Below are 23717 nucleotides of genomic sequence, written 5' to 3' on the forward strand. Positions count from 1 at the left end.
AACGAATTAATTACCTTTCTTCTGTGCCGGGGTCTGGCCTTTGTTGTTTTTATCCTGCAACTGCGACGGCACCAGAACGGTGGTTACGCGCTTACCTTTATCGCTGAAAGCCTGCATTTTCTGCTCTTTCACCAGATAAGTGATTTTATCGCCCTTTATATTGCTATCGACCTGCTGCAGATAAGCATTACCGGTCAGAACGACAAAATCTTTCGCCAGTTCGTAATGCATCTGGGAAGCGTGACCTTCGACAGGTTTACCGTTGTCCTGCATCTGATAGAACGTCGCTGGCTTACCGTAGCCATCGATCACTTCTTTGCCCTGCTCGCCGCCCGGACGGGTAACGACCACTTTATCGGCATTAATTTTGATGGTGCCCTGGGTAACAATGACGTTACCCGTGAAGGTGACCACGTTGCCTTGCATATCAAGAGATTGCTGATCCGATTCAATGTGAATCGGCTGGTCAGTGTCTCCGGTAACGGCAAATGCCGGAATACTGGCGGCCAGAAGTGAGCTGGCAAGCACAAGATTAAGGCTGAGTTTGTTTGTTTTGAATTTCATAGGATGTTCTAACCTTTTCAATCAGCTCGGCGTTCTTGCTGCGTAAGTTGCCGCGCATTTTCAGACCGCTGGAGTTAAATGTTGTTCCGTATAACGTGACGAGGTCTTCAGAGGTAACATCCTGCGTCACCAGATTGATCTGCGCGTTATCCGTCGTGATTCTGCGAAGTTGAGAGTCCGGCACGAGTGCGTTGACTTCAACGTGCCCATATAAATAGAGCATCCGATCATTGGTCAGCTTGGCTTTATCCGCTTTTACGGACCATGTCGGGATTTTATCCTTATCAAACGTAGTAAGTACCGGTTGCGTAAACCACGAAACGGCCTGATCGGAATAATATTCAACGTGTTGAGCAATCAATCGATAGCTTAGCGCCCCTTCTGGGTTATAGACGAGCGTGTCCGTATGCTCGCTTTTATAGGTGGGATCGTTGTTGTTGACGACCACCTGGGCGGTATCGTCTTTCTCGGTCATGTTAATACCGATCATCACCAGAACCGCCAGTGATAGCACAATGATAACCCAACGTCTGGCTTTACTCATATCGATTGCCCTTTGGCTTCATCCAGTTTGCCCTGCGCCAGGAGTAATAAGTCGCAAACTTCACGCACTGCGCCACGACCGCCAGTAATGCGAGTCACGTAATCGGCGCGCGGAAGCAACAGCGGGTGCGCATCGGCCACGGCTACGCTTAGGCCCACTTTTTCCATTACCGGCCAGTCGATGAGATCATCCCCAACGTAAGCCACGTTTTCCGGGGCGATCGCCAGTTTTTCCAGCAGATCGCTAAAGGCGATAAGTTTATTCGACTGCCCCTGATACAAGTGAGTAATCCCCAATGTGGCACAGCGATCTTCTACCAGTTTAGCCTTTCGCCCGGTAATGATGGCGACTTCAATATCAGAGGTGAGCGCACAACGAATGCCATAACCATCACGAACATTGAACGCTTTAAGTTCTTCGCCGTTGTTGCCCATATAAATCAGGCCATCTGACAGCACGCCATCGACGTCAAGGATCAGCAGACGAATATTTTCTGCTTTTGCCATAACGTCGGCACTGACAGGGCCGTAACAGGTCTCAAGTGACGCACCTGCTTTATTCATTGTTGTTTATCCTTGAATCTTTACACTACGCCAGCACGCAGTAAATCATGCATATGTAACACACCGAGTAAATGGTCGCCATCGGCAACCATTACGGAGGTGATATGGCGGGACTGCATTAAGTTCAGTGCCTCAACGGCCAGAATGCCAGGGCGTACGCGAATTCCCCCCGGCGTCATCACATCGGCAATACTTAATTGACGGACATCCACGCCCATATCGAAGACACGGCGTAAATCACCGTCGGTAAAGATGCCTTCAATCATCATATTGTCATCGCAAATGACGGTCATACCAAGATTTTTGCGGGTAACTTCCAGTAATGCATCGCGCAGGCTGGCGGTTTTTTTAACATGCGGGATCTCATCACCCGTATGCATAATATCGTTTACGCGCAGCAGAAGTTTACGACCCAGTGCGCCGCCGGGATGTGAGAGCGCAAAATCTTCGGCGGTAAAGCCGCGCGCTTTTAACAGAGCAACGGCGAGCGCATCGCCCATTACCAGCGTGGCGGTGGTGCTGCTGGTCGGTGCCAGCCCCAACGGACAGGCTTCTTTCGCTACTTTAACACACAGATGCACGTCTGCGGCGCGCGCCATGCTGCTCTCCGGGCGACCGGTAATGCAGATTAACGGCACATGAAGACGCTTAAGCACCGGAATCAAGGCATTGATTTCGCTGGATTCACCAGAGTTAGAGATAGCAATTACCACATCCTGCGGGGTGACCATGCCTAAATCACCATGCGCGGCTTCGCCAGGATGGACGAAAAATGACGGAGTACCGGTGCTGGCAAAGGTCGCGGCCATTTTGCGTCCAATGTGTCCCGATTTGCCCATCCCCATAACCACGACTTTGCCTTTACACCAAAACATCTTTTCGCAAGCGAGCGCGAAATTCTTATTGATGTATTGATCAAGCTTCGCCAGGCATTCACGTTCAATCGCCAGGACTTCTTTACCTGCTTGCTGAAAGTCAAAACCCGGTTGCAACTCTACGTGCGACATAATGCGTTTCCAGTTATTCAACGAGTATTGGCGATAACCAGTACAACATCGCCAGCCATACGATAAATCCGCCTGTTAATAATACCCCTACGCCACGGCCCGGTTGCGGGGAGCGTCGCCAGCACAGCAACGCAAAAATAATGCTTACCAGCAACATCACGCTGTAGTCACGGCTGTACGCCAGTGGGTTAACCTCCCCTGGCGTAATCAGCGCCGGCAGACCCAGTACGATGACGATATTAAAAATATTCGCGCCAATGATATTACCGATGGCGATGTCGTTTTCACCTTTGCGAACACCGGCTATCGCGGTTGCCAGTTCCGGCAGACTAGTGCCGATAGCGATTGCCGTCAGACCAATAGTTAATTCGCTGATGGCAAAGTAATTCGCCAGTACGGTGGCGTTATCAATCACCATCCGCGTAGCCACTGGCATGATGATCAGCGCAATGCCAAGCCATAAAAATGCGACGGGTAAACCGCCTTCACGCGGTAGCTCTGCAAGCTGCTCTCTGGTCAGGCTATCGGTTCCCTGACGTTCGGCCTGATGTGCAAGTTTAACAATGAACAGCAGCCATAGCACAGCCAGAAAAAGGAGAAAGATACCATCGCTGCGACTAAGTTGTCCGTCATAGAGTACGGAACCGGCTACCACGCTGACGAATAACATTAATGGTAACTCGCGGCGCAGAACATCGGAATGGACGGTAAAAGGGCGCACCAGTGCGGTCAGACCTAGGATCAGCAAGATATTGATAATGTTTGAGCCAAGCGCCGTGCCGACGGCTAAATCGCGTTGTTCGTGCAGCGACGCGGCAAGCGAAACAATAATTTCTGGAAGTGACGTGCCAATACTGACCACAGTCATGCCAATGATCAGCGGAGGGATGCCAAAAGTGCGGCAAAGAATGGAAGCGGCAAATACCAGACGATCGGCACTGTATACGACCAAAAGTAAACCAACAATTAACAGTGCCGTAGCTAAAAGCATCTAACGTCCTTTCTTCAGGTATACTCGCCGGTCGCTGAAGATTCTCAGAAAGCCGTAACGGATTCTTAATTTTGACTTTATGCGGCTAAAAAGTAAAACAAATGCCAGCTTTAGCTAACCACGGCGGGTAATATTCTGTAAATATGTTGGGTTCAAGGTTAAATTGAGCGCCATGCTTAGAAAATCAACGCAAGACGAAGGGTGAATTATGGAGCAGTCTGTGGCGAATTTAGTCGATATGCGCGATGTCAGTTTTACGCGTGGCAATCGCTGCATCTTCGATAATATTTCCCTGACCGTGCCGCGAGGGAAGATCACGGCAATCATGGGGCCATCGGGCATCGGTAAAACGACGCTACTCCGTCTGATTGGCGGGCAAATCGCACCAGATCACGGTGAGATCCTTTTTGATGGCGAGAATATTCCGGCGATGTCTCGTTCGCGCCTGTACACTGTGCGCAAACGGATGAGCATGTTGTTTCAGTCCGGGGCGTTGTTCACAGATATGAACGTATTTGACAACGTGGCCTATCCACTGCGCGAACATACCCAGCTCCCCGCGCCATTGTTGCATAGCACGGTGATGATGAAGCTGGAAGCCGTAGGGCTGCGTGGAGCGGCGAAACTTATGCCTTCTGAACTTTCCGGCGGGATGGCTCGTCGCGCTGCACTGGCGCGTGCGATTGCCCTGGAGCCGGATCTCATCATGTTTGATGAACCGTTTGTTGGGCAGGATCCGATCACTATGGGCGTACTGGTGAAGCTGATTTCTGAGCTGAACAGCGCGTTGGGCGTGACTTGCGTGGTAGTTTCTCATGATGTGCCGGAAGTCTTAAGTATTGCTGATCACGCCTGGATTCTGGCGGATAAAAAAATTGTCGCTCACGGTAGCGCCCAGGCGTTGCAGGCGAATCCTGATCCGCGCGTACGTCAGTTTCTGGACGGGATAGCTGACGGACCTGTTCCGTTCCGCTATCCTGCCGGCGATTATCACGCTGATCTTTTACCAGGGAGTTAAGCCACTCATGCTGTTAAATGCGCTGGCCTCGCTTGGACATAAAGGGATTAAAACCCTGAGAACGTTCGGGCGGGCCGGGTTAATGTTATTCAATGCGCTGGTAGGCAAACCGGAATTTCGTAAACATGCGCCGCTGCTGGTGCGTCAGCTCTATAATGTCGGCGTCCTGTCGATGCTGATTATTGTGGTTTCTGGCGTGTTCATCGGAATGGTGCTGGGTCTGCAAGGTTATCTGGTTCTGACCACCTATAGTGCGGAAACCAGTCTGGGTATGCTGGTGGCGTTATCGCTGCTGCGTGAACTGGGACCGGTGGTTGCTGCGTTACTGTTTGCCGGGCGTGCCGGTTCGGCGCTAACCGCAGAAATTGGCTTGATGCGCGCCACAGAGCAGCTCTCCAGCATGGAGATGATGGCGGTCGATCCGCTGCGTCGGGTTATTTCTCCGCGTTTCTGGGCTGGGGTTATTTCATTGCCATTGCTGACGATTATTTTCGTCGCCGTGGGGATCTGGGGCGGATCGCTGGTCGGCGTTAGCTGGAAAGGTATTGATAGCGGATTCTTCTGGTCGGCAATGCAAAACGCCGTCGACTGGCGTATGGATCTGGTCAACTGTCTGATTAAGAGCGTGGTGTTCGCCATTACGGTGACGTGGATTTCGTTGTTTAACGGCTACGACGCCATCCCGACTTCTGCCGGGATTAGCCGGGCAACCACTCGCACCGTTGTCCACTCGTCTCTGGCTGTTCTGGGGCTGGATTTTGTGCTGACCGCATTGATGTTTGGGAATTGAGTTCATGCAAACGAAAAAAAATGAAATTTGGGTGGGTATCTTTTTATTAGCAGCACTGCTGGCGGCGCTGTTTGTCTGCCTGAAGGCGGCAAACGTGACGTCCATACGTACTGAACCGACCTACACGCTTTATGCGACGTTCGATAACATTGGCGGCCTGAAAGCGCGCTCTCCGGTCAGCATTGGCGGCGTTGTCGTCGGTCGGGTGGCAGATATTACGCTGGATCCGAAAACCTATCTGCCGCGCGTGACGCTGGAAATTGAACAACGTTATAACCACATTCCTGACACAAGTTCGCTGAGTATTCGTACTTCCGGCCTGCTTGGAGAGCAATATCTGGCGTTAAACGTCGGTTTTGAAGACCCCGAACTGGGTACTGCTATCCTGAAGGATGGCGATTCGATTCAGGACACCAAGTCTGCGATGGTGCTGGAAGATCTCATTGGTCAGTTCCTTTACGGCAGTAAAGGCGATGACAATAAGAATAGTGGCGATGCGCCAGCTGCTGCGCCAGGTAATAATGAAACCACTGAACCTGTGGGTACAACGAAATAATTTCAGGAGAACCGACGCATGTTTAAACGTTTAATGATGGTCGCTTTGCTGGTGATTGCACCGCTGAGTGCGGCAACTGCGGCAGACCAGACCAATCCGTATAAGCTGATGGACGAGGCGGCGCAGAAAACGTTCGATCGCCTGAAGAATGAGCAACCGCAAATCCGTGCCAACCCGGATTACCTGCGTACTATCGTCGATCAGGAACTGCTGCCGTATGTGCAGGTGAAATACGCTGGTGCACTGGTACTGGGTCAGTACTACAAGAGCGCGACCCCAGCCCAACGTGATGCATACTTTGCCGCTTTCCGTGAGTACCTGAAGCAGGCTTACGGTCAGGCGCTGGCGATGTATCACGGACAGACTTACCAGATTGCGCCAGAACAGCCGCTGGGCGATAAAACCATTGTGCCTATTCGCGTTACCATTATTGACCCGAATGGTCGCCCGCCGGTACGTCTGGACTTCCAGTGGCGTAAAAACTCCCAGACTGGCAACTGGCAGGCTTACGACATGATTGCAGAAGGCGTCAGCATGATCACCACCAAACAAAACGAGTGGGGGACACTACTGCGTACCAAAGGTATCGACGGCCTGACCGCGCAACTGAAATCAATTTCTCAACAGAAAATCACTCTGGAAGAGAAAAAATAATGAGCGAGTCACTGAGCTGGGTGCAGACGGGCAACACTCTGGTATTAACCGGAGAGTTGGATCAAGACGTACTGCTACCGCTTTGGGAAGTGCGTGAAGAAGCGGTGAAGGGAATTACCTGCATCGATCTTAGCCGCGTGTCCCGCGTTGATACTGGTGGACTGGCGCTGCTGCTCCACCTTATCGATCTGGCGAAAAAGCAGGGCAACAGCGTGACGCTTCAGGGGGTAAACGATAAGGTGTATACCCTGGCAAAGTTGTATAATTTGCCGTCTGATGTCCTGCCTCGTTAAATTTTTTCAGGCTGGATAAGGCGTTAACCGCCTGTCCGGCAAATCCGCCTGCAAGTCGAGCCTTGTTTGATTTATCAGCAAGGCTTTTTGCTTATTTATGCCAGCGCAACTTTGCTCTAAGATGTTTTGCTGGTTTATTAACTGATGAATGAAGATCCCATGGAAAATAATGAAATTCAGAGCGTGCTGATGAACGCTCTCTCCCTCCAGGAAGTCCACGTTTCCGGCGATGGCAGCCACTTTCAGGTTATTGCCGTGGGTGAGATGTTTGACGGCATGAGCCGGGTTAAAAAACAGCAGACGGTTTATGGTCCGCTGATGGAATATATTGCGGATAACCGCATTCATGCTGTGTCGATCAAAGCGTATACCCCTACGGAGTGGGCGCGAGATCGCAAACTGAACGGCTTTTGAGCTATGGGCGATTTGCCGGTAGCGGATATGAATTGTTAACTGAGAACAAACTAAATGGATAAATTTCGTGTTCAGGGGCCAACAAAGCTCCAGGGCGAAGTCACAATTTCCGGCGCTAAAAATGCTGCTCTGCCTATCCTTTTTGCCGCACTACTGGCGGAAGAACCGGTAGAGATCCAGAACGTCCCGAAACTGAAAGACGTTGATACATCAATGAAGCTGCTAAGCCAGCTGGGTGCGAAAGTAGAACGTAATGGGTCTGTGCATATTGACGCCCGCGACGTTAATGTATTCTGCGCACCTTATGATTTGGTCAAAACCATGCGAGCCTCTATCTGGGCGCTGGGGCCGCTGGTGGCACGTTTCGGTCAGGGACAGGTTTCTCTACCTGGTGGTTGTACGATTGGTGCGCGTCCGGTTGATTTGCATATTTCCGGGCTTGAGCAATTAGGCGCAACGATCAAACTGGAAGAAGGTTACGTAAAAGCTTCCGTCGATGGGCGTCTGAAAGGCGCGCATATCGTGATGGATAAAGTCAGCGTCGGCGCAACCGTGACCATCATGTGTGCTGCAACCCTGGCGGAAGGCACCACGATTATTGAAAACGCAGCGCGTGAACCGGAAATTGTCGATACCGCGAACTTCCTGATTACGCTGGGCGCGAAAATTAGCGGTCAGGGCACCGATCGTATCGTCATCGAAGGTGTGGAACGTCTAGGCGGCGGTGTCTATCGCGTGCTGCCGGATCGCATCGAAACCGGCACGTTCCTGGTGGCAGCGGCAATCTCTCGCGGCAAAATTATCTGCCGTAACGCCCAGCCAGATACTCTTGACGCTGTGCTGGCGAAACTGCGTGACGCTGGAGCGGACATTGAAGTAGGTGAGGACTGGATTAGCCTGGATATGCATGGCAACCGTCCGAAGGCTGTTAATGTGCGTACCGCGCCTCATCCGGCTTTCCCGACCGATATGCAGGCTCAGTTCACGCTGCTGAACCTGGTGGCAGAAGGCACCGGATTCATCACCGAAACGGTCTTTGAAAACCGCTTTATGCACGTGCCAGAACTGAGCCGTATGGGCGCGCAAGCCGAGATTGAAAGCAATACCGTTATTTGTCACGGTGTCGAAAAACTTTCCGGCGCACAGGTTATGGCAACCGATCTGCGTGCATCAGCAAGTCTGGTACTGGCTGGCTGTATTGCGGAAGGGACTACGGTTGTTGATCGTATTTATCACATCGATCGCGGCTACGAACGCATTGAAGACAAATTGCGTGCATTAGGTGCGAATATCGAGCGTGTGAAAGGCGAGTAATCGTCTGAAAGCTGGCAGCCCCGTTCGCGGGGCTACCGCCAGACCACTCATTTTTTCGGTTTAGTGTAGCTGCGCATTAACTGCGTTCTGTCGATAAACTCATGTGTCTGCGGATCATGGTAGCGTGATGGCCATATAACCCATGGGTCAGTACCCAGGGCCTTCGCAATAATCATCTCTCCCTTTGGCCACGGGCGCGATAATGCATTTGCCAGCGTCGAGGAACTCAAACCATTTCTGCGAGATTCCGCCGCCATTGACGTTCCCTTCTTGCGCAAACCCGCAATGATGTCAGCGGGATGCCAGTCAATGAAATTACTCTCCATCTTTCCTCACTCCTTAAGTTAGTCGCTTTCATTCAGAACATGTGTTCTGTCGGGCATCACTATACTCCTGATGGCGAATTGCTCTAAAAAGTTCATGTAAATAGCGTGAAGATTCAGAATATATAAAGACAATAACCTGATTATTAAGATGGTATTACACTGAATAAGTATTTTTATGGAACTTACTGGAGTTATCCCGCGCAATGCGCGGGATAAAGGGAAGGAATTAACGATCGCGTTGAACCGCGATGTGTGCAAGGCCGATTAACGCCTCTCGCCACGGGGTATCCGGGAGTATCTGTAACGCTTCGATGGCTTTGTCTGCCTCTTCCTCGGCACGCTGACGCGTCCATTCAAGAGATCCACACGCGTTCATTGCTTCCAGAACCGGTTCCAGAAGATGACGCCCATTGCCTTGCTCAATAGCTGAACGGATCATTTGCGCCTGCTCCGGTGTACCATTATGCATCGCATGTAGCAGCGGCAGCGTCGGTTTACCTTCGTTTAGATCGTCCCCGACGTTTTTACCTAACTGTTCACCATCGGCGCTGTAATCGAGCAAATCGTCGATGAGCTGAAAAGCGGTGCCGAGGTAACGACCATAATTCTGCAGGCCTTTTTCCTCTTCCGGCGTACATCCTGCCAGAATCCCGGAACACTGCGCAGCAGCCTCAAACAGACGTGCAGTTTTGCTGTAGATAACGCGCATGTAGTTTTCTTCGGTGATATCCGGATCGTTAACGTTCATCAGTTGCAGAACTTCACCTTCTGCGATGACGTTTACGGCTTCTGACATCACTTCCAGCACTTTGAGCGAGCCGAGGCTGGTCATCATCTGGAACGCGCGGGTGTAAATAAAATCGCCTACCAGCACGCTGGCAGCATTGCCAAACGCGGCGTTAGCGGTAGCTTTACCACGGCGCATATCTGATTCATCCACAACGTCGTCGTGTAGCAGAGTCGCTGTGTGGATAAACTCGATCAGGGCGGCAATGGTGACATGCGCATTTCCCTCATAGCCAACAGCTCGTGCAGCCAGTACAGCAATCATCGGACGAATACGTTTACCGCCGCCGCTGACGATGTAATAACCTAACTGATTGATCAGTTGGACGTCGGAATTAAGCTGCTCAAGGATTGCCGCATTAACACCCGCCATATCTTGCGCGGTTAACTCATTGATTTTTTCTAAATTCATCGCAAAAGCCGGGCTTTTCGCCCCGATTACCTTACTGTGAACAAAGGCAACTTAGGGTTTATGGTTAGGAATATAGGGTGATTGTACTGAAAAAATGGCACAGATAAACGTTACCGTACAAGTTGTGTTTTTTTTCTTCGTGTATTGACTGTAGCACTTGTCAAAGGCGTGCGTTTTGCGTAATATTCGCGCCCTATTGTGAATATTTATAGCGCACTCTGAATCATTGAAAAGGTGTGCGCGGAAGCGGAGTTTTATATGTACGCGGTTTTCCAAAGTGGTGGTAAACAACACCGAGTAAGCGAAGGTCAGACCGTTCGCCTGGAAAAGCTGGACATCGCAACTGGCGAAACTGTTGAGTTCGCAGAAGTTCTGATGATCGCAAACGGTGAAGAAGTCAAAATCGGCGTTCCTTTCGTTGATGGCGGCGTAATCAAAGCTGAAGTTGTTGCTCACGGTCGTGGCGAGAAAGTTAAAATCGTTAAGTTTCGTCGTCGTAAACACTATCGTAAGCAGCAGGGCCATCGTCAGTGGTTCACTGATGTGAAAATTACTGGCATCAGCGCCTAAGACCTGAGGAGAGATTTCAAATGGCACATAAAAAGGCTGGCGGCTCCACACGTAACGGTCGCGATTCAGAAGCTAAACGCCTGGGCGTTAAGCGTTTCGGTGGCGAATCCGTTCTGGCGGGTAGCATCATCGTTCGTCAACGTGGCACCAAATTCCACGCTGGCACTAACGTAGGTTGCGGTCGTGACCACACTCTGTTTGCTAAAGCAGACGGTAAAGTGAAATTCGAAGTTAAAGGCCCGAAAAACCGTAAATTTATCAGCATCGAAGCTGAATAAGTTTTTCGCGTCCCGGTAACGGATGAAAGCCCCGCAACACGTTGCGGGGCTTTTTACATTCGATAGCCGGTAAAAATGCGCATCGTGCGGCGTTAATCCGCAAATGCGTTTTGCAGGGATTACGGTATGAAGCAGCAGGCAGGCATTGGCATTCTTTTGGCGCTCACCACAGCAATTTGCTGGGGGGCGTTGCCAATCGCAATGAAGCAGGTGCTGGAGGTGATGGAACCTCCGACAATTGTGTTTTACCGTTTCTTGATGGCGAGTATTGGCCTTGGTGCCATTCTTGCGGTGAAGAAGAAGCTGCCGCCATTACATGTGTTTCGTAAGCCACGCTGGGTGATATTACTGGCGGTGGCGACTGCCGGGCTGTTTGGGAATTTCATCCTGTTCAGCTCATCCTTGCAATATCTGAGTCCGACCGCCTCGCAGGTGATTGGGCAACTCTCGCCGGTTGGCATGATGGTTGCCAGCGTATTTATCCTGAAAGAGAAAATGCGCAGCACCCAGGTTGTGGGAGCATTGATGCTCCTGAGCGGCCTGGTGATGTTCTTTAACACCAGTCTGGTCGAGATATTTACAAAGCTCACCGATTACACCTGGGGAGTTATCTTTGGGGTCGGTGCGGCGACGGTTTGGGTGAGTTATGGCGTGGCGCAAAAGGTTTTATTACGTCGGCTGGCCTCACCGCAGATCCTGTTTTTACTGTACACTTTATGTACAATTGCGCTCTTCCCTCTGGCAAAGCCTGGAGTGATAGCGCAGCTTAGCCACTGGCAGCTCGCATGTTTAATTTTTTGCGGACTGAATACGTTGGTAGGATATGGCGCCCTGGCGGAAGCGATGGCTCGCTGGCAGGCAGCGCAGGTGAGCGCGATCATCACGCTCACCCCACTGTTTACGCTGTTTTTTTCAGATCTTTTATCACTGGCCTGGCCCGATTTCTTCGCCAGACCGATGTTAAACCTTTTAGGTTATCTCGGTGCGTTTGTCGTGGTTGCGGGCGCGATGTATTCCGCCATTGGTCATCGTATTTGGGGCGGATTACGTAAGCATACAACGGTGGTATCGCAACCCCGCGCAGGCGAATGATTTACGGAGAATAAAATGAAGTTTGTTGATGAAGCATCGATTCTGGTCGTTGCAGGTGATGGCGGTAATGGTTGCGTGAGCTTCCGCCGCGAAAAATATATTCCGAAAGGCGGCCCGGATGGCGGCGACGGTGGTGACGGCGGTGACGTATGGATGGAAGCCGACGAGAACCTGAATACGCTTATCGATTATCGTTTTGAGAAATCTTTCCGCGCCGAGCGTGGTCAGAATGGCGCAAGCCGCGACTGCACCGGTAAGCGTGGTAAAGACGTGACGATTAAAGTGCCTGTAGGTACGCGTGTTATCGATCAGGGCACCGGCGAAACCATGGGCGATATGACCAAACACGGTCAGCGTCTGCTGGTTGCCAAGGGCGGCTGGCACGGTCTGGGCAATACCCGTTTCAAATCGTCCGTTAACCGTACACCACGGCAGAAAACTAACGGTACGCCGGGCGATAAGCGCGAGCTGCTGCTTGAACTAATGCTGCTGGCTGACGTCGGTATGCTGGGGATGCCAAATGCGGGTAAATCGACATTTATTCGCGCTGTCTCGGCGGCTAAACCGAAAGTAGCGGACTATCCGTTTACCACTCTGGTGCCAAGTCTGGGTGTGGTTCGAATGGACAACGAAAAGAGCTTCGTTGTTGCCGATATTCCAGGGCTGATTGAAGGCGCTGCGGAAGGCGCAGGTCTGGGGATTCGCTTCCTGAAGCACCTGGAACGTTGCCGCGTCCTGTTGCACCTTATCGATATCGATCCGATTGACGGCACCGATCCGGTTGAAAACGCGCGTATTATTATCAGCGAGCTGGAAAAATACAGTCAGGATCTGGCGGCGAAACCGCGTTGGTTAGTCTTCAACAAGATCGATCTGCTGGATAAAGCGGAAGCCGAAGAGAAAGCGAAAGCGATCGCTGAGGCGCTGGGCTGGGAAGATAAATATTATCTGATCTCTGCGGCAAGCGGACTGGGCGTTAAAGATCTCTGCTGGGATGTGATGACCTTTATCATTGAAAACCCGGTCGTGCAGGCCGAAGAAGCGAAACAGCCAGAGAAAGTCGAATTCATGTGGGATGATTATCACCGTCAGCAGCTTGAAGAAATTGCTGAAGAGGATGATGAAGACTGGGATGACGACTGGGACGAAGACGACGAAGAAGGCGTTGAGTTCATTTACAAGCGTTAATTACTGATGACAAACGCCAAATAGCCTGATGCGCTACGCCTTATCAGCCTACAAGAGAATTGCAATATATCAATTTTGTAGGCCGAATCAGGCATTAACGCCGCATCCGGCATAAACAAAGCGCACTTTGTCAATAATCTGAAACCCCGACCATGCGCCGGGGTTTCTTTTTGACTAATTGTTCTGATAAATATCTTTATACAAGCGGCTTTCAAATCGCACTAACGGAATACGGCGATTACGCTGATCCGCCGGTTCTACCGCATAGCCAGAAAGATATTGTACGAACGCCATTCGTTGCCCACTCGCCGTGGTGATGAATCCTGCCAGGTTATACACCCCTTGCAATGACCCTGTTTTCGCTGAGACTTTGCCATCCACGCCTGCCTGATGCAGACCTGCACGGTACTGCAAAGAGCCGTCATAGCCCGCCAGCGGCAGCATAGAGATAAAGTTAAGCTCGTTGTCGTGTTGGGCGATATATTGCAGCACCTGCATCATGGTGGCAGGCGCAATCAGGTTATGGCGTGAAAGTCCCGAGCCGTCGGCAATAATCGTGTTGCCAATATCGACACCGGCTTGCTGGCGCAGGATCTGACGCACGGCGTCCGACCCGGCTCGCCATGTTCCAGGCACATTGAAGCGCGCATGGCCTATCATGCGGAAAACCGCATCGGCGATCATGTTGTCTGATTTTTTCAGCATAATCTTAAGCAGATCATGCAAAGGAGCCGATTGTTTACTGGCAACCACCGTTCCAGGTTCGTTAACCTGAGTCTGGCGCAGCAGTGTTCCGCTCCAGGTGATACCTGCCTGTTTTAACTCATCTTTCAGAATTGCACCGGCATAGCTGGCACCATCTTGCACCGCAAAGGCTAACGGGAGCGGCTCGGAACGTTGTGGCAGGCATCCAGTCAGCGTAAAGCGGTTCAGGTCGCCTGGCACGACATCCAGCTCACAGTATTGCGCTTCGGCAGAACCACGGGGGAGAGTGCGTACCTGGCTGAACATCGTAACGGGGTAATAAGATGCCACGCGTATAAAAGCCATATCACCGGGTTTTTGGGCGCTGTAGAGCGAGACGGAGAAGCAATTGCGGTCAACAATGGCAGCGGCGGGAGGGGCGCTAAAGCATTGTGTCATGTCATTCCATGGCCAGCCGGGAGCTTTATCATGACTGGCAAAAATGGAGGTATCTATGAGTACATTGCCATCGATTTGTGTGACACCAGATTTTTTCAGAGTCGCGACCATATTGCGAATATCCTGACGTTTTAGCGTAGGATCGGCACCAAATCGCGCCACTAAATCGCCTTTAAGCACTCCGTTTTCCACATTGCCTTTGGTTTCAAGCGTAGTGGTAAAACGAAAATCGGGGCCGAGTTGAATCAACGCCGCCAGCGCAGTGATTACTTTTTGCGTACTGGCGGGCAGCGCCATCTGCTGACTGTGGTAATCAATCGTGGGAGCAGACGCGCCGACTCTTTGCACCATCAGGGCAAGGTTGGCACCAGCGGGAAGCTGAGTAATGTACTCATCAACATTTGCGGCCTGGACACTGAACGCTATACAGCTGGTCAATCCGATGATAAATCTGGAAAATCGCATAATCTCGCGCTAACAACCTGGAATCGAGCCGTCATACTACGGCGCAACGCCCTATAAAGTAAACGATGACCCTTCGGGAACTTCAGGGTAAAATGACCATCAAAATGTGAATTGTAGCTGACCTGGAACCTGTTTCCGGGTCGGTATTTTTTTGCTTCTGGCCTGGTGAGGAGTTATGCCGGGCTGACCGAACAGCCGGGGTGGGTGGAGACTCGCCCCATCAGGAATATTCAAGAGGTATAACAAATGCAAGCTATTCCGATGACCTTACGCGGCGCTGAGAAACTACGCGAAGAGCTGGATTTTCTGAAATCTGTGCGCCGTCCTGAAATCATTGCTGCTATCGCGGAAGCGCGTGAACATGGCGACCTGAAAGAGAATGCTGAATACCACGCAGCGCGTGAACAGCAGGGCTTCTGCGAAGGCCGTATCAAAGACATCGAAGCCAAGCTGTCGAACGCGCAGGTGATTGATGTCACCAAAATGCCAAACAATGGTCGCGTTATTTTTGGTGCTACCGTAACGGTGTTGAATCTGGATTCTGATGAAGAACAGACTTATCGCATCGTAGGCGATGACGAAGCTGACTTTAAACAAAACCTGATTTCTGTAAACTCGCCTATCGCTCGTGGCCTGATCGGCAAAGAAGAAGATGATGTTGTGGTCATCAAAACGCCAGGCGGCGAAGTGGAATTTGAAGTAATTAAGGTAGAATACCTGTAAGAATTACCCAATACTCAAAATGTTGATGTATTGTAAAGAAAGGAAAAAGGCCGCTATGCGGCCTTTTATCAACGAACAGAGCGTGGCATTTTGCTCTCCTGCCTGCGGAAAATCCCTCGTTTTACACAGAAAATGTGTGTAACTTTAGGATAATCTTAGCGTGGCAGCGAGATTTTACGTTCTTTAGTTGGGCGATAAAGCACCAGCGTTTTACCGATGACCTGTACATTACAGGCGCCGGTTTCGCGCACGATAGCTTCCACGATCAAGGTTTTAGTTTCGCGATCTTCTGTGGCGATTTTCACCTTGATGAGTTCATGGTGCTCTAACGCTTGTTCAATCTCGGCCAGCACCCCTTCGGTCAAACCATTACTGCCAAGCAGAACAACTGGCTTGAGCGGATGTGCCAGACCTTTCAGGTGTTGTTTTTGTTTAGTACTCAGATTCATCGTATTTTTTTGCTTACGTTGGGATTGAAAACGGGTCATTCTACCGCCATCTCCCATATATCACCAAACAGGCGCGTAAAAATTTACGCAATTGGTTACGATGAGTCATCCCAATGGGAAAGTTAAATGACAGGTAAGAAGCGTTCTGCCAGCTCCAGCCGCTGGCTTCAGGAACACTTTAGCGATAAATATGTTCAACAGGCACAGAAAAAGGGGTTACGTTCCCGTGCCTGGTTTAAACTTGATGAAATACAGCAAAGTGACAAACTCTTTAAACCGGGAATGACGGTTGTCGACCTTGGTGCTGCTCCGGGTGGTTGGTCACAATATGTGGTCACCCAAATTGGCGGTAAAGGCCGCATCATCGCTTGCGATCTTTTACCTATGGATCCTATCGTTGGTGTGGACTTTCTTCAGGGCGATTTTCGTGATGAACTGGTGATGAAAGCACTGCTGGAACGCGTAGGCGACAGCAAAGTTCAGGTTGTCATGTCCGATATGGCACCAAACATGAGCGGAACACCGGCGGTGGATATCCCCCGTGCCATGTATCTGGTGGAACTGGCGCTAGAAATGTGTCGTGATGTGTTAGCGCCGGGTGGCAGTTTTGTAGTGAAGGTGTTCCAGGGCGAAGGTTTCGATGAGTATCTAAGGGAAATTCGCTCCCTGTTTACGAAGGTCAAAGTTCGTAAGCCGGACTCTTCTCGTGCACGTTCGCGGGAAGTGTATATTGTAGCGACCGGGCGTAAACCCTAACCGGGAGATTTCAGACGAAAGTTTGAAAGATGCTGGATATAGAGTATCCTGACGCTGTTTTTAACACAGTTGTAATAAGAGGTTAATCCCTTGAGTGACATGGCGAAAAACCTAATACTCTGGCTGGTCATTGCCGTTGTGCTGATGTCAGTATTCCAGAGCTTTGGGCCCAGCGAGTCTAATGGCCGTAAGGTGGATTACTCTACCTTCCTACAAGAGGTCAATAACGACCAGGTTCGTGAAGCGCGTATCAACGGACGTGAAATCAACGTTACCAAGAAAGATAGTAACCGTTATACCACTTACATTCCGGTTCAGGATCCGAAACTACTGGATAACCTGCTGACCAAGAACGTCAAGGTTGTCGGTGAACCGCCTGAAGAGCCAAGCCTGTTGGCTTCTATCTTCATTTCATGGTTCCCGATGCTGTTGCTGATTGGTGTCTGGATCTTCTTCATGCGTCAAATGCAGGGCGGCGGCGGTAAAGGCGCGATGTCGTTCGGTAAGAGCAAAGCGCGCATGTTGACGGAAGATCAGATCAAAACGACCTTTGCTGATGTTGCGGGTTGCGACGAAGCAAAAGAAGAAGTTGCCGAACTGGTTGAGTATCTGCGTGAGCCGAGCCGCTTCCAGAAACTGGGCGGTAAGATCCCGAAAGGCGTCCTGATGGTCGGTCCTCCGGGTACGGGTAAAACGCTGCTGGCGAAAGCTATTGCAGGTGAAGCGAAAGTTCCGTTCTTTACCATCTCCGGTTCTGACTTCGTAGAAATGTTCGTCGGTGTTGGTGCATCTCGTGTGCGTGACATGTTCGAACAGGCGAAGAAAGCGGCACCGTGCATCATCTTCATCGATGAAATCGACGCCGTAGGCCGCCAGCGTGGCGCTGGTCTGGGTGGTGGTCATGATGAACGTGAACAGACTCTGAACCAGATGCTGGTTGAGATGGACGGCTTCGAAGGTAACGAAGGTATCATCGTTATCGCGGCGACTAACCGTCCGGACGTTCTCGACCCGGCACTGCTGCGTCCTGGTCGTTTCGACCGTCAGGTTGTGGTTGGTCTGCCAGATGTGCGTGGTCGTGAGCAAATCCTGAAAGTTCATATGCGTCGCGTACCGTTGGCGCCAGATGTTGATGCGGCAATTATTGCTCGTGGCACACCAGGCTTCTCCGGTGCAGACCTGGCGAACCTGGTGAACGAAGCTGCACTGTTCGCCGCGCGTGGCAATAAACGTGTCGTTTCGATGGTTGAGTTCGAGAAAGCGAAAGACAAAATCATGATGGGTGCGGAACGTCGCTCCATGGTGATGACGGAAGCGCAGAAAGAATCGACTGCTTACCACGAAGCTGGTCATGCGATTATCGGTCGCCTGGTGCCGGAACACGATCCGGTGCACAAAGTAACGATTATCCCGCGCGGTCGTGCGCTGGGTGTGACCTTCTTCCTGCCTGAAGGCGACGCAATCAGCGCCAGCCGACAGAAACTGGAAAGCCAGATTAGTACCCTGTACGGCGGTCGTCTGGCAGAAGAGATCATCTACGGACCAGAACATGTTTCTACCGGTGCGTCGAACGATATTAAAGTTGCGACTAACCTGGCGCGTAACATGGTGACCCAGTGGGGCTTCTCTGAAAAACTCGGTCCGCTGCTGTATGCGGAAGAAGAAGGTGAAGTTTTCCTCGGTCGTAGCGTGGCGAAAGCAAAACATATGTCCGATGAAACCGCGCGTATCATCGACCAGGAAGTGAAGTCACTGATTGAACGTAACTACAATCGTGCGCGTCAATTGTTGAACGACAACCTGGATATCCTTCATGCGATGAAAGATGCACTCATGAAATATGAGACCATAGATGCACCGCAGATTGATGACTTGATGGCTCGTCGCGATGTACGCCCGCCTGCGGGTTGGGATGAGTCGGGAGCATCTAACAATTCTGACAATAATGGCACACCAAAGGCGCCACGTCCGGTTGATGAACCACGTACGCCAAATCCGGGTAACACCATGTCAGAGCAGTTAGGCGACAAGTAAGTTCCCGTATCAGATGACTGTATTTGTACCGAAAACCCCGGGGCGTGCTCCGGGGTTTTTTCTTATCAATTCATACCAGGGATAACACCATGAAACTCTTTGCCCAGGACACTTCACTGGATCTTAGCCATCCTCACGTGATGGGGATCCTCAACGTCACGCCAGATTCTTTTTCTGATGGCGGTACGCATAACTCACTGATTGATGCAGTGAAACATGCGAATCTGATGATCAACGCTGGCGCGACGATTATCGACGTTGGTGGAGAGTCCACTCGTCCAGGTGCAGCGGAAGTGAGTGTTGAAGAAGAGTTGCAACGTGTTATTCCGGTGGTTGAGGCAATTGCGCAACGATTCGAAGTCTGGATCTCTGTGGATACCTCCAAACCGGAAGTTATCCGTGAATCGGCGAAAGTGGGCGCTCACATCATTAACGATATCCGCTCCCTTTCCGAACCTGGCGCTCTGGAAGCGGCTGCGGAAACTGGTTTACCCGTATGCCTGATGCATATGCAGGGAAATCCAAAGACCATGCAGGAAGCCCCGAAGTATGACGATGTCTTTGCCGAAGTTAATCGCTACTTTATTGAGCAAATAGCACGTTGTGAGCAGGCGGGTATCGCAAAAGAGAAATTGTTGCTCGACCCGGGATTCGGTTTCGGTAAAAATCTCCACCATAACTATTCATTATTGGCGCGTCTGGCTGAATTTCACCATTTCAACCTGCCGCTGTTGGTGGGTATGTCACGAAAATCGATGATTGGACAACTGCTGAACGTGGGGCCGTCCGAACGCCTGAGCGGTAGTCTGGCCTGTGCAGTTATTGCTGCGATGCAGGGCGCGCACATCATTCGTGTTCATGACGTCAAAGAAACCGTAGAAGCGATGCGAGTGGTGGAAGCCACTCTGTCTGCAAAGGAAAACAAACGCTATGAGTAATCGTAAATATTTCGGGACCGACGGGATTCGTGGTCGTGTTGGGGATGCGCCGATCACCCCTGATTTTGTGCTTAAACTGGGCTGGGCTGCGGGTAAAGTACTGGCGCGCCACGGCTCCCGTAAGATCATTATTGGTAAAGACACGCGTATTTCTGGCTATATGCTGGAGTCGGCGCTGGAAGCCGGCCTGGCGGCAGCGGGACTTTCCGCGCTTTTTACTGGCCCGATGCCAACACCGGCAGTGGCTTATCTGACGCGTACCTTCCGCGCAGAGGCCGGGATAGTGATTTCCGCATCGCATAACCCGTTCTACGATAACGGCATTAAATTCTTCTCTATCGACGGCACCAAACTACCGGATGCGGTAGAAGAGGCCATCGAAGCGGAAATGGAAAAAGAGATCAGCTGCGTTGATTCGGCAGAACTGGGTAAAGCCAGCCGTATCGTTGATGCTGCGGGTCGCTATATCGAATTTTGCAAAGCCACATTCCCGAACGAACTTAGCCTCAGTGAACTGAAGATTGTGGTGGATTGCGCCAATGGCGCGACTTATCACATCGCGCCGAACGTGCTGCGCGAGCTGGGAGCGAACGTAATCGCCATCGGTTGTGAGCCGAACGGCGTAAACATCAATGCCGAAGTGGGGGCAACTGATGTTCGTGCGCTACAGGCACGCGTATTGGCTGAAAAAGCGGATCTCGGCATTGCGTTTGACGGCGACGGCGACCGCGTGATTATGGTTGACCATGAAGGCAATAAAGTCGATGGCGATCAGATCATGTATATCATCGCGCGTGAAGGCCTTCGTCAGGGTCAGCTGCGTGGTGGCGCGGTGGGTACATTGATGAGCAACATGGGGCTGGAACTGGCGCTGAAACAGTTAGGCATTCCATTTGCGCGTGCGAAAGTGGGCGACCGCTACGTACTGGAAAAAATGCAGGAAAAAGGCTGGCGTATCGGTGCAGAGAACTCCGGTCATGTGATCCTGCTGGATAAAACCACTACCGGTGACGGCATTGTTGCTGGTTTGCAGGTGCTGGCGGCGATGGCGCGTAACCATATGAGCCTGCACGACCTTTGCAGTGGCATGAAAATGTTCCCGCAGATTCTGGTTAACGTGCGTTATACCGCAGGCAGCGGCGATCCGCTGGAGCATGAGTCAGTTAAAGCCGTGACCGCCGAAGTTGAAGCGGCGCTGGGTAGCCGTGGGCGTGTGCTGTTGCGTAAATCCGGCACCGAGCCGTTAATTCGCGTGATGGTCGAAGGTGAAGACGAAGCGCAGGTCACCGAGTTTGCACACCGTATTGCTGATGCGGTAAAAGCGGTTTAATGCGATAACTAACAGGCTAAAAAGGCGGCGATTGTCGCCTTTGTTTTTCTTATGTACATCGATTTTGCTGTTTTTTTCCGCAGTTGATACAATGCAATAAAATTGCCCTTGCGAAGGTCATTCGCTTTGGTTAGTATTCACACCCGCTTCAGTGGGAAAGATTAAATTTTCTCGCTTTATTGGTTGAAGCATTGGTACGCGGTAACTCCGCAAGGAACAGGTTGATTATGTACGAAGCTCTTTTAGTAGTTTTCCTTATTGTAGCAATTGGCCTTGTTGGTCTGATCATGCTGCAGCAAGGTAAAGGCGCTGATATGGGAGCCTCCTTCGGAGCAGGCGCTTCCGCTACGCTGTTTGGTTCAAGTGGTTCTGGTAACTTCATGACCCGTATGACGGCTGTGCTGGCAACGTTGTTCTTCATCATCAGTCTGGTGCTGGGTAACATCAACATCAACAGCAACAAAACCAATAAAGGTAGCGAATGGGAAAATCTGAGTGCCCCGGTGAAAACCGAACAAACTCAGCCAGCTGCTCCGGCTAAGCCGACCAGCGATATCCCGAACTAAGATAGTATCTGTGCTGAGGTGGTGGAATTGGTAGACACGCTACCTTGAGGTGGTAGTGCCCTAACGGGCTTGTGGGTTCGAGTCCCATCCTCAGTACCAATATTCCGAAAGAAAGACGCTGAAAAGCGTCTTTTTTTGTATCTGTGATCCGTCCTGAATAGCGTTAAACAATGTTTTCTGCATCATTGTTTTCTACAAGCGCAATCGCCCTATGTTGCATAGGTTGTGATTACATAATTGTTGTAGATACAGTTTGAAGGGGCGGAAGATTACCAACAGAGTCCAGAGCATTGATGGATGCGCATAACTCAAATTTGTGAGTGCTCACTCTTCACGCCAAAACCGCAAAATAACGTCAGCAAATTTGTCGGAAATAATCCCCCGGCGGGCTGCCGAGCTAAAATGGCTGCTTCGTAGCGCCGTTGTCCAGTTTTCTGGTGTTCGGTACGCTGAACCGTAATATCCCGTGCTTAAATCATCCGGATCTTCATCAGGCTCGTTCGTCAGCCCTCGTTCGTCTTGTTGCTGGAAGCCGACAAAAATAATATTGGCTAAGACATTCTTTTTATAATTGCCATAAAGAGTTTCGTACGCATGAGGATAATTTTCTTTCCAGTACCAGGTGGTATCGCCGCAGAACCACGGAGCAGCGGAAGTGTTAGTATTCAGAAGCTGAGAACGGTACTGCTTTAAATCCTTCCGAAAAGCTTCAACCATATTATTAAAATATTGAGGGTGTAACGCGTAGTCACTCGTCATTAAGTCAAATTCGCCCTGCATCCAGCATACGCCGAGGAATTTATTCAGCGGATTCTTCGCCAGAGCAGCTCGCGTTCTGTTGACTAAATCCTGATACAGCGGAGTATCCGTTCCCCAACGACATGCATCATAGCTGGCTCCGTGTTGTTCTGAATATGTCCCTTCGCAGCCTGCGGTAAAAGCCGATCCGCCACGGCAACAAGGAACGATGAGAACGCCAGCATTATCAGGAATGAAGGGCAGTAATTTCCGCGCAATATGCAGTGCCTGTCCAACTGTACCGTATTGTGTTTGATGATTCGTTGCCAGAGGATGGTGATAATCCCGCATATCCTGAACATCGTGTGGGCAGTGAGTCAGTGGAATAATGTCATTAAATTGACATGACGGGCCACCGGGATGCGTCTGTGTAAATCTTGCCAGTTGTTTTATTCTGGAGTGAGGCGCATCTTCACTGTCTGGTAACGGGAGTCCTTCGCCATATGCCATGGCATTAGATTGACCGGCAACGGTAAGAACATAGTAATAATCGGGCGATGTTATCGTGTTCATATATATGCGTAATTGAAATGACAACGGGTGATGAGCCATTGAGCGCAGGGCTCCTTTGCTGGAGCCCTGAAAAGTTAGTTTTGCACAGTAACTTTATTATCTTTCACAGAGAGCAACACTGAGTCCGCCACAGCTTTGCCACCCGTAGTTTCACCGCCAATAATCAATAAATTATTATTCCAGGGCAATGATACTCCGTAGGCCCGACCTTGCGACAGTTCGCCAGATTTCTCCCATTTCCCGTTATGCCAAAGATGAATATCGGCGCTATACGATTTTTTCAGACCTTCATGCGCATAGTTCTTACCGTTCTGGTAATTTTCCCGTGAACCTTTGAATCCGGCTCCTCCGGCAAATATAAGAGAGTCATTGCTAATACCTGCAAAACCGCCAGCTACGCCATCCAGTGAGGAGACGGGAGAAAGTTTATTCCATTTTATGCCATTGCCGGTGAAATCAAGCTCAAATACAGCATCAGTTCGCAGCCCTGGTTTTGCTTCGCCATTAATAAGCCAGGTTTTATCACCATTATTTACTACCGCCGCACCAGCCGTGCCGTACCAAGGAGATTCGCCAGCGTAACTCCATTGCTGTGTAGAGGGATCAAAAGACAACAGGAACTTATTGGTAATGACTCCAACT

At 50.8% G+C, this 23717-nt stretch carries 27 protein-coding genes, 1 tRNA gene and 2 pseudogenes; 19 read left to right on the plus strand and 11 right to left on the minus strand.

The window, feature by feature from the left end:
• Positions 1-6 precede the first annotated feature (6 nt).
• From lptA to A7589_RS21650, 5 genes are read right to left on the minus strand one after another with little or no spacing between them, the layout of a single operon-like run.
• A complete protein-coding gene (gene lptA, locus A7589_RS21630; RefSeq protein ID WP_000669785.1) occupies positions 7-564 on the minus strand; it encodes a lipopolysaccharide ABC transporter substrate-binding protein LptA in 558 nt (185 codons plus the stop codon).
• A complete protein-coding gene (gene lptC / locus A7589_RS21635; RefSeq protein WP_000030542.1) occupies positions 533-1108 on the minus strand; it encodes an LPS export ABC transporter periplasmic protein LptC in 576 nt (191 codons plus the stop codon). The genes lptA and lptC overlap by 32 nt, the downstream gene beginning before the upstream one ends.
• Complete coding sequence (gene kdsC, locus A7589_RS21640; RefSeq protein ID WP_001030166.1) at positions 1105-1671, minus strand: 3-deoxy-manno-octulosonate-8-phosphatase KdsC; 567 nt, start codon at positions 1669-1671, stop codon at positions 1105-1107. Before kdsC ends, lptC begins: the two co-directional genes overlap by 4 nt.
• 20 nt (positions 1672-1691) lie before the next feature.
• A complete protein-coding gene (kdsD, locus tag A7589_RS21645; protein ID WP_108189005.1) occupies positions 1692-2678 on the minus strand; it encodes an arabinose-5-phosphate isomerase KdsD in 987 nt (328 codons plus the stop codon).
• A gap of 13 nt (positions 2679-2691) precedes the next feature.
• Positions 2692-3669 (minus strand): calcium/sodium antiporter, encoded by a 978-nt coding sequence (locus A7589_RS21650; RefSeq protein ID WP_000922893.1) that lies wholly within the window; start codon positions 3667-3669, stop codon positions 2692-2694.
• 208 nt (positions 3670-3877) lie between these two features.
• Between A7589_RS21650 and mlaF the strand changes: the two genes are divergently transcribed.
• From mlaF to murA, 7 genes are all read left to right on the plus strand, one after another.
• Positions 3878-4687, plus strand: coding sequence for a phospholipid ABC transporter ATP-binding protein MlaF (gene mlaF / locus A7589_RS21655; RefSeq protein ID WP_000438245.1), 810 nt, complete (start codon positions 3878-3880; stop codon positions 4685-4687).
• 7 nt (positions 4688-4694) lie between these two features.
• Positions 4695-5477, plus strand: coding sequence for a lipid asymmetry maintenance ABC transporter permease subunit MlaE (mlaE, locus tag A7589_RS21660; protein ID WP_000925792.1), 783 nt, complete (start codon positions 4695-4697; stop codon positions 5475-5477).
• Positions 5478-5481: 4 nt separating this feature from the next.
• On the plus strand, positions 5482-6033 hold the full coding sequence (gene mlaD, locus A7589_RS21665) for an outer membrane lipid asymmetry maintenance protein MlaD (protein WP_016159478.1): 552 nt from the start codon (positions 5482-5484) through the stop codon (positions 6031-6033).
• Positions 6034-6051: 18 nt separating this feature from the next.
• Positions 6052-6687, plus strand: coding sequence for a phospholipid-binding protein MlaC (gene mlaC, locus A7589_RS21670; protein WP_000476484.1), 636 nt, complete (start codon positions 6052-6054; stop codon positions 6685-6687).
• A complete protein-coding gene (gene mlaB / locus A7589_RS21675; protein ID WP_000004491.1) occupies positions 6687-6980 on the plus strand; it encodes a lipid asymmetry maintenance protein MlaB in 294 nt (97 codons plus the stop codon). Before mlaC ends, mlaB begins: the two co-directional genes overlap by 1 nt.
• A 159-nt stretch (positions 6981-7139) precedes the next feature.
• Positions 7140-7394: a BolA family iron metabolism protein IbaG gene (gene ibaG, locus A7589_RS21680; RefSeq protein ID WP_010346509.1), complete on the plus strand. Its 255-nt coding sequence runs from the start codon at positions 7140-7142 to the stop codon at positions 7392-7394.
• Between the two features lie 54 nt (positions 7395-7448).
• On the plus strand, positions 7449-8708 hold the full coding sequence (murA, locus tag A7589_RS21685; RefSeq protein ID WP_016159477.1) for a UDP-N-acetylglucosamine 1-carboxyvinyltransferase: 1260 nt from the start codon (positions 7449-7451) through the stop codon (positions 8706-8708).
• A 47-nt stretch (positions 8709-8755) separates the two neighbouring features.
• Here murA and sfsB read toward each other — a convergent pair whose 3' ends face one another.
• Positions 8756-9034, minus strand: coding sequence for a DNA-binding transcriptional regulator SfsB (sfsB, locus tag A7589_RS21690; RefSeq protein ID WP_000445413.1), 279 nt, complete (start codon positions 9032-9034; stop codon positions 8756-8758).
• A gap of 226 nt (positions 9035-9260) precedes the next feature.
• Positions 9261-10232 (minus strand): octaprenyl diphosphate synthase, encoded by a 972-nt coding sequence (gene ispB / locus A7589_RS21695; protein WP_108189006.1) that lies wholly within the window; start codon positions 10230-10232, stop codon positions 9261-9263.
• A 258-nt stretch (positions 10233-10490) separates the two neighbouring features.
• Here ispB and rplU point away from each other — a divergent pair, with 258 nt between their 5' ends.
• The 4 genes from rplU (at position 10491) to cgtA (ending at position 13360) form a co-directional block, all read left to right on the plus strand.
• The gene (rplU, locus tag A7589_RS21700; RefSeq protein ID WP_000271401.1) at positions 10491-10802 is read left to right on the plus strand and encodes a 50S ribosomal protein L21; all 312 of its coding nucleotides are present in this window, start codon (positions 10491-10493) and stop codon (positions 10800-10802) included.
• 20 nt (positions 10803-10822) lie between these two features.
• Positions 10823-11080, plus strand: a complete 258-nt coding sequence (rpmA, locus tag A7589_RS21705) for a 50S ribosomal protein L27 (RefSeq protein ID WP_000940596.1) — start codon at positions 10823-10825, stop codon at positions 11078-11080.
• Positions 11081-11206: 126 nt separating this feature from the next.
• The gene (locus tag A7589_RS21710) at positions 11207-12172 is read left to right on the plus strand and encodes a DMT family transporter (protein WP_000813012.1); all 966 of its coding nucleotides are present in this window, start codon (positions 11207-11209) and stop codon (positions 12170-12172) included.
• 15 nt (positions 12173-12187) lie between these two features.
• Positions 12188-13360: an Obg family GTPase CgtA gene (cgtA, locus tag A7589_RS21715; protein ID WP_000673561.1), complete on the plus strand. Its 1173-nt coding sequence runs from the start codon at positions 12188-12190 to the stop codon at positions 13358-13360.
• Between the two features lie 174 nt (positions 13361-13534).
• Here the strand turns inward: cgtA and dacB are convergent, their stop codons facing one another.
• The gene (dacB, locus tag A7589_RS21720) at positions 13535-14968 is read right to left on the minus strand and encodes a serine-type D-Ala-D-Ala carboxypeptidase (protein ID WP_001212644.1); all 1434 of its coding nucleotides are present in this window, start codon (positions 14966-14968) and stop codon (positions 13535-13537) included.
• A 246-nt stretch (positions 14969-15214) separates the two neighbouring features.
• Here dacB and greA point away from each other — a divergent pair, with 246 nt between their 5' ends.
• Entirely contained in the window at positions 15215-15691 is a 477-nt protein-coding gene (gene greA, locus A7589_RS21725) for a transcription elongation factor GreA (protein ID WP_001148001.1), read from the plus strand.
• A gap of 155 nt (positions 15692-15846) precedes the next feature.
• Here greA and yhbY read toward each other — a convergent pair whose 3' ends face one another.
• Entirely contained in the window at positions 15847-16140 is a 294-nt protein-coding gene (gene yhbY / locus A7589_RS21730; protein ID WP_001054420.1) for a ribosome assembly RNA-binding protein YhbY, read from the minus strand.
• 126 nt (positions 16141-16266) lie between these two features.
• Here yhbY and rlmE point away from each other — a divergent pair, with 126 nt between their 5' ends.
• The 7 genes from rlmE to A7589_RS23745 all read left to right on the plus strand — a co-directional run bounded on the left by rlmE (position 16267) and on the right by A7589_RS23745 (position 22224).
• On the plus strand, positions 16267-16896 hold the full coding sequence (gene rlmE, locus A7589_RS21735) for a 23S rRNA (uridine(2552)-2'-O)-methyltransferase RlmE (protein WP_000145975.1): 630 nt from the start codon (positions 16267-16269) through the stop codon (positions 16894-16896).
• Between the two features lie 99 nt (positions 16897-16995).
• The gene (gene ftsH / locus A7589_RS21740) at positions 16996-18930 is read left to right on the plus strand and encodes an ATP-dependent zinc metalloprotease FtsH (RefSeq protein ID WP_001107477.1); all 1935 of its coding nucleotides are present in this window, start codon (positions 16996-16998) and stop codon (positions 18928-18930) included.
• 89 nt (positions 18931-19019) lie between these two features.
• Positions 19020-19868, plus strand: a complete 849-nt coding sequence (gene folP, locus A7589_RS21745; RefSeq protein WP_000764705.1) for a dihydropteroate synthase — start codon at positions 19020-19022, stop codon at positions 19866-19868.
• Positions 19861-21198, plus strand: a complete 1338-nt coding sequence (gene glmM, locus A7589_RS21750) for a phosphoglucosamine mutase (protein WP_000071137.1) — start codon at positions 19861-19863, stop codon at positions 21196-21198. The genes folP and glmM overlap by 8 nt, the downstream gene beginning before the upstream one ends.
• A gap of 227 nt (positions 21199-21425) precedes the next feature.
• Positions 21426-21764 (plus strand): preprotein translocase subunit SecG, encoded by a 339-nt coding sequence (gene secG / locus A7589_RS21755; protein ID WP_010355251.1) that lies wholly within the window; start codon positions 21426-21428, stop codon positions 21762-21764.
• 12 nt (positions 21765-21776) lie between these two features.
• Positions 21777-21863 (plus strand) — tRNA-Leu (locus tag A7589_RS21760).
• 217 nt (positions 21864-22080) lie between these two features.
• The gene (locus A7589_RS23745) at positions 22081-22224 is read left to right on the plus strand and encodes a hypothetical protein (protein WP_423779530.1); all 144 of its coding nucleotides are present in this window, start codon (positions 22081-22083) and stop codon (positions 22222-22224) included.
• 284 nt (positions 22225-22508) lie between these two features.
• Here A7589_RS23745 and A7589_RS23750 read toward each other — a convergent pair.
• Positions 22509-23114: pseudogene (locus A7589_RS23750) on the minus strand (sialate O-acetylesterase); the annotation flags it as partial.
• A gap of 35 nt (positions 23115-23149) precedes the next feature.
• Positions 23150-23717 (minus strand): annotated as a pseudogene (locus A7589_RS21770) (N-acetylneuraminate epimerase); the annotation flags it as partial.

The organism is Escherichia sp. MOD1-EC6475, assembly GCF_003046645.1.
Classification (GTDB): domain Bacteria; phylum Pseudomonadota; class Gammaproteobacteria; order Enterobacterales; family Enterobacteriaceae; genus Escherichia; species Escherichia ruysiae.

What these genes read in the sequence shown, in the direction of transcription:
- mlaD (WP_016159478.1), top strand. Translation starts at nt 5,482, where the DNA reads ATGCAAACGAAAAAAAATGAAATTTGGGTGGGTATCTTTTTATTAGCA.
- sfsB (WP_000445413.1), bottom strand. Translation starts at nt 9,034, where the DNA reads ATGGAGAGTAATTTCATTGACTGGCATCCCGCTGACATCATTGCGGGT.
- mlaC (WP_000476484.1), top strand. Translation starts at nt 6,052, where the DNA reads ATGTTTAAACGTTTAATGATGGTCGCTTTGCTGGTGATTGCACCGCTG.
- cgtA (WP_000673561.1), top strand. Translation starts at nt 12,188, where the DNA reads ATGAAGTTTGTTGATGAAGCATCGATTCTGGTCGTTGCAGGTGATGGC.
- mlaE (WP_000925792.1), top strand. Translation starts at nt 4,695, where the DNA reads ATGCTGTTAAATGCGCTGGCCTCGCTTGGACATAAAGGGATTAAAACC.
- rplU (WP_000271401.1), top strand. Translation starts at nt 10,491, where the DNA reads ATGTACGCGGTTTTCCAAAGTGGTGGTAAACAACACCGAGTAAGCGAA.
- dacB (WP_001212644.1), bottom strand. Translation starts at nt 14,968, where the DNA reads ATGCGATTTTCCAGATTTATCATCGGATTGACCAGCTGTATAGCGTTC.
- A7589_RS21710 (WP_000813012.1), top strand. Translation starts at nt 11,207, where the DNA reads ATGAAGCAGCAGGCAGGCATTGGCATTCTTTTGGCGCTCACCACAGCA.
- ftsH (WP_001107477.1), top strand. Translation starts at nt 16,996, where the DNA reads ATGGCGAAAAACCTAATACTCTGGCTGGTCATTGCCGTTGTGCTGATG.
- kdsD (WP_108189005.1), bottom strand. Translation starts at nt 2,678, where the DNA reads ATGTCGCACGTAGAGTTGCAACCGGGTTTTGACTTTCAGCAAGCAGGT.
- kdsC (WP_001030166.1), bottom strand. Translation starts at nt 1,671, where the DNA reads ATGAATAAAGCAGGTGCGTCACTTGAGACCTGTTACGGCCCTGTCAGT.
- rpmA (WP_000940596.1), top strand. Translation starts at nt 10,823, where the DNA reads ATGGCACATAAAAAGGCTGGCGGCTCCACACGTAACGGTCGCGATTCA.
- lptA (WP_000669785.1), bottom strand. Translation starts at nt 564, where the DNA reads ATGAAATTCAAAACAAACAAACTCAGCCTTAATCTTGTGCTTGCCAGC.
- folP (WP_000764705.1), top strand. Translation starts at nt 19,020, where the DNA reads ATGAAACTCTTTGCCCAGGACACTTCACTGGATCTTAGCCATCCTCAC.
- mlaB (WP_000004491.1), top strand. Translation starts at nt 6,687, where the DNA reads ATGAGCGAGTCACTGAGCTGGGTGCAGACGGGCAACACTCTGGTATTA.
- ibaG (WP_010346509.1), top strand. Translation starts at nt 7,140, where the DNA reads ATGGAAAATAATGAAATTCAGAGCGTGCTGATGAACGCTCTCTCCCTC.
- mlaF (WP_000438245.1), top strand. Translation starts at nt 3,878, where the DNA reads ATGGAGCAGTCTGTGGCGAATTTAGTCGATATGCGCGATGTCAGTTTT.
- murA (WP_016159477.1), top strand. Translation starts at nt 7,449, where the DNA reads ATGGATAAATTTCGTGTTCAGGGGCCAACAAAGCTCCAGGGCGAAGTC.
- rlmE (WP_000145975.1), top strand. Translation starts at nt 16,267, where the DNA reads ATGACAGGTAAGAAGCGTTCTGCCAGCTCCAGCCGCTGGCTTCAGGAA.
- yhbY (WP_001054420.1), bottom strand. Translation starts at nt 16,140, where the DNA reads ATGAATCTGAGTACTAAACAAAAACAACACCTGAAAGGTCTGGCACAT.
- greA (WP_001148001.1), top strand. Translation starts at nt 15,215, where the DNA reads ATGCAAGCTATTCCGATGACCTTACGCGGCGCTGAGAAACTACGCGAA.
- A7589_RS21650 (WP_000922893.1), bottom strand. Translation starts at nt 3,669, where the DNA reads ATGCTTTTAGCTACGGCACTGTTAATTGTTGGTTTACTTTTGGTCGTA.
- ispB (WP_108189006.1), bottom strand. Translation starts at nt 10,232, where the DNA reads ATGAATTTAGAAAAAATCAATGAGTTAACCGCGCAAGATATGGCGGGT.
- glmM (WP_000071137.1), top strand. Translation starts at nt 19,861, where the DNA reads ATGAGTAATCGTAAATATTTCGGGACCGACGGGATTCGTGGTCGTGTT.
- secG (WP_010355251.1), top strand. Translation starts at nt 21,426, where the DNA reads ATGTACGAAGCTCTTTTAGTAGTTTTCCTTATTGTAGCAATTGGCCTT.
- lptC (WP_000030542.1), bottom strand. Translation starts at nt 1,108, where the DNA reads ATGAGTAAAGCCAGACGTTGGGTTATCATTGTGCTATCACTGGCGGTT.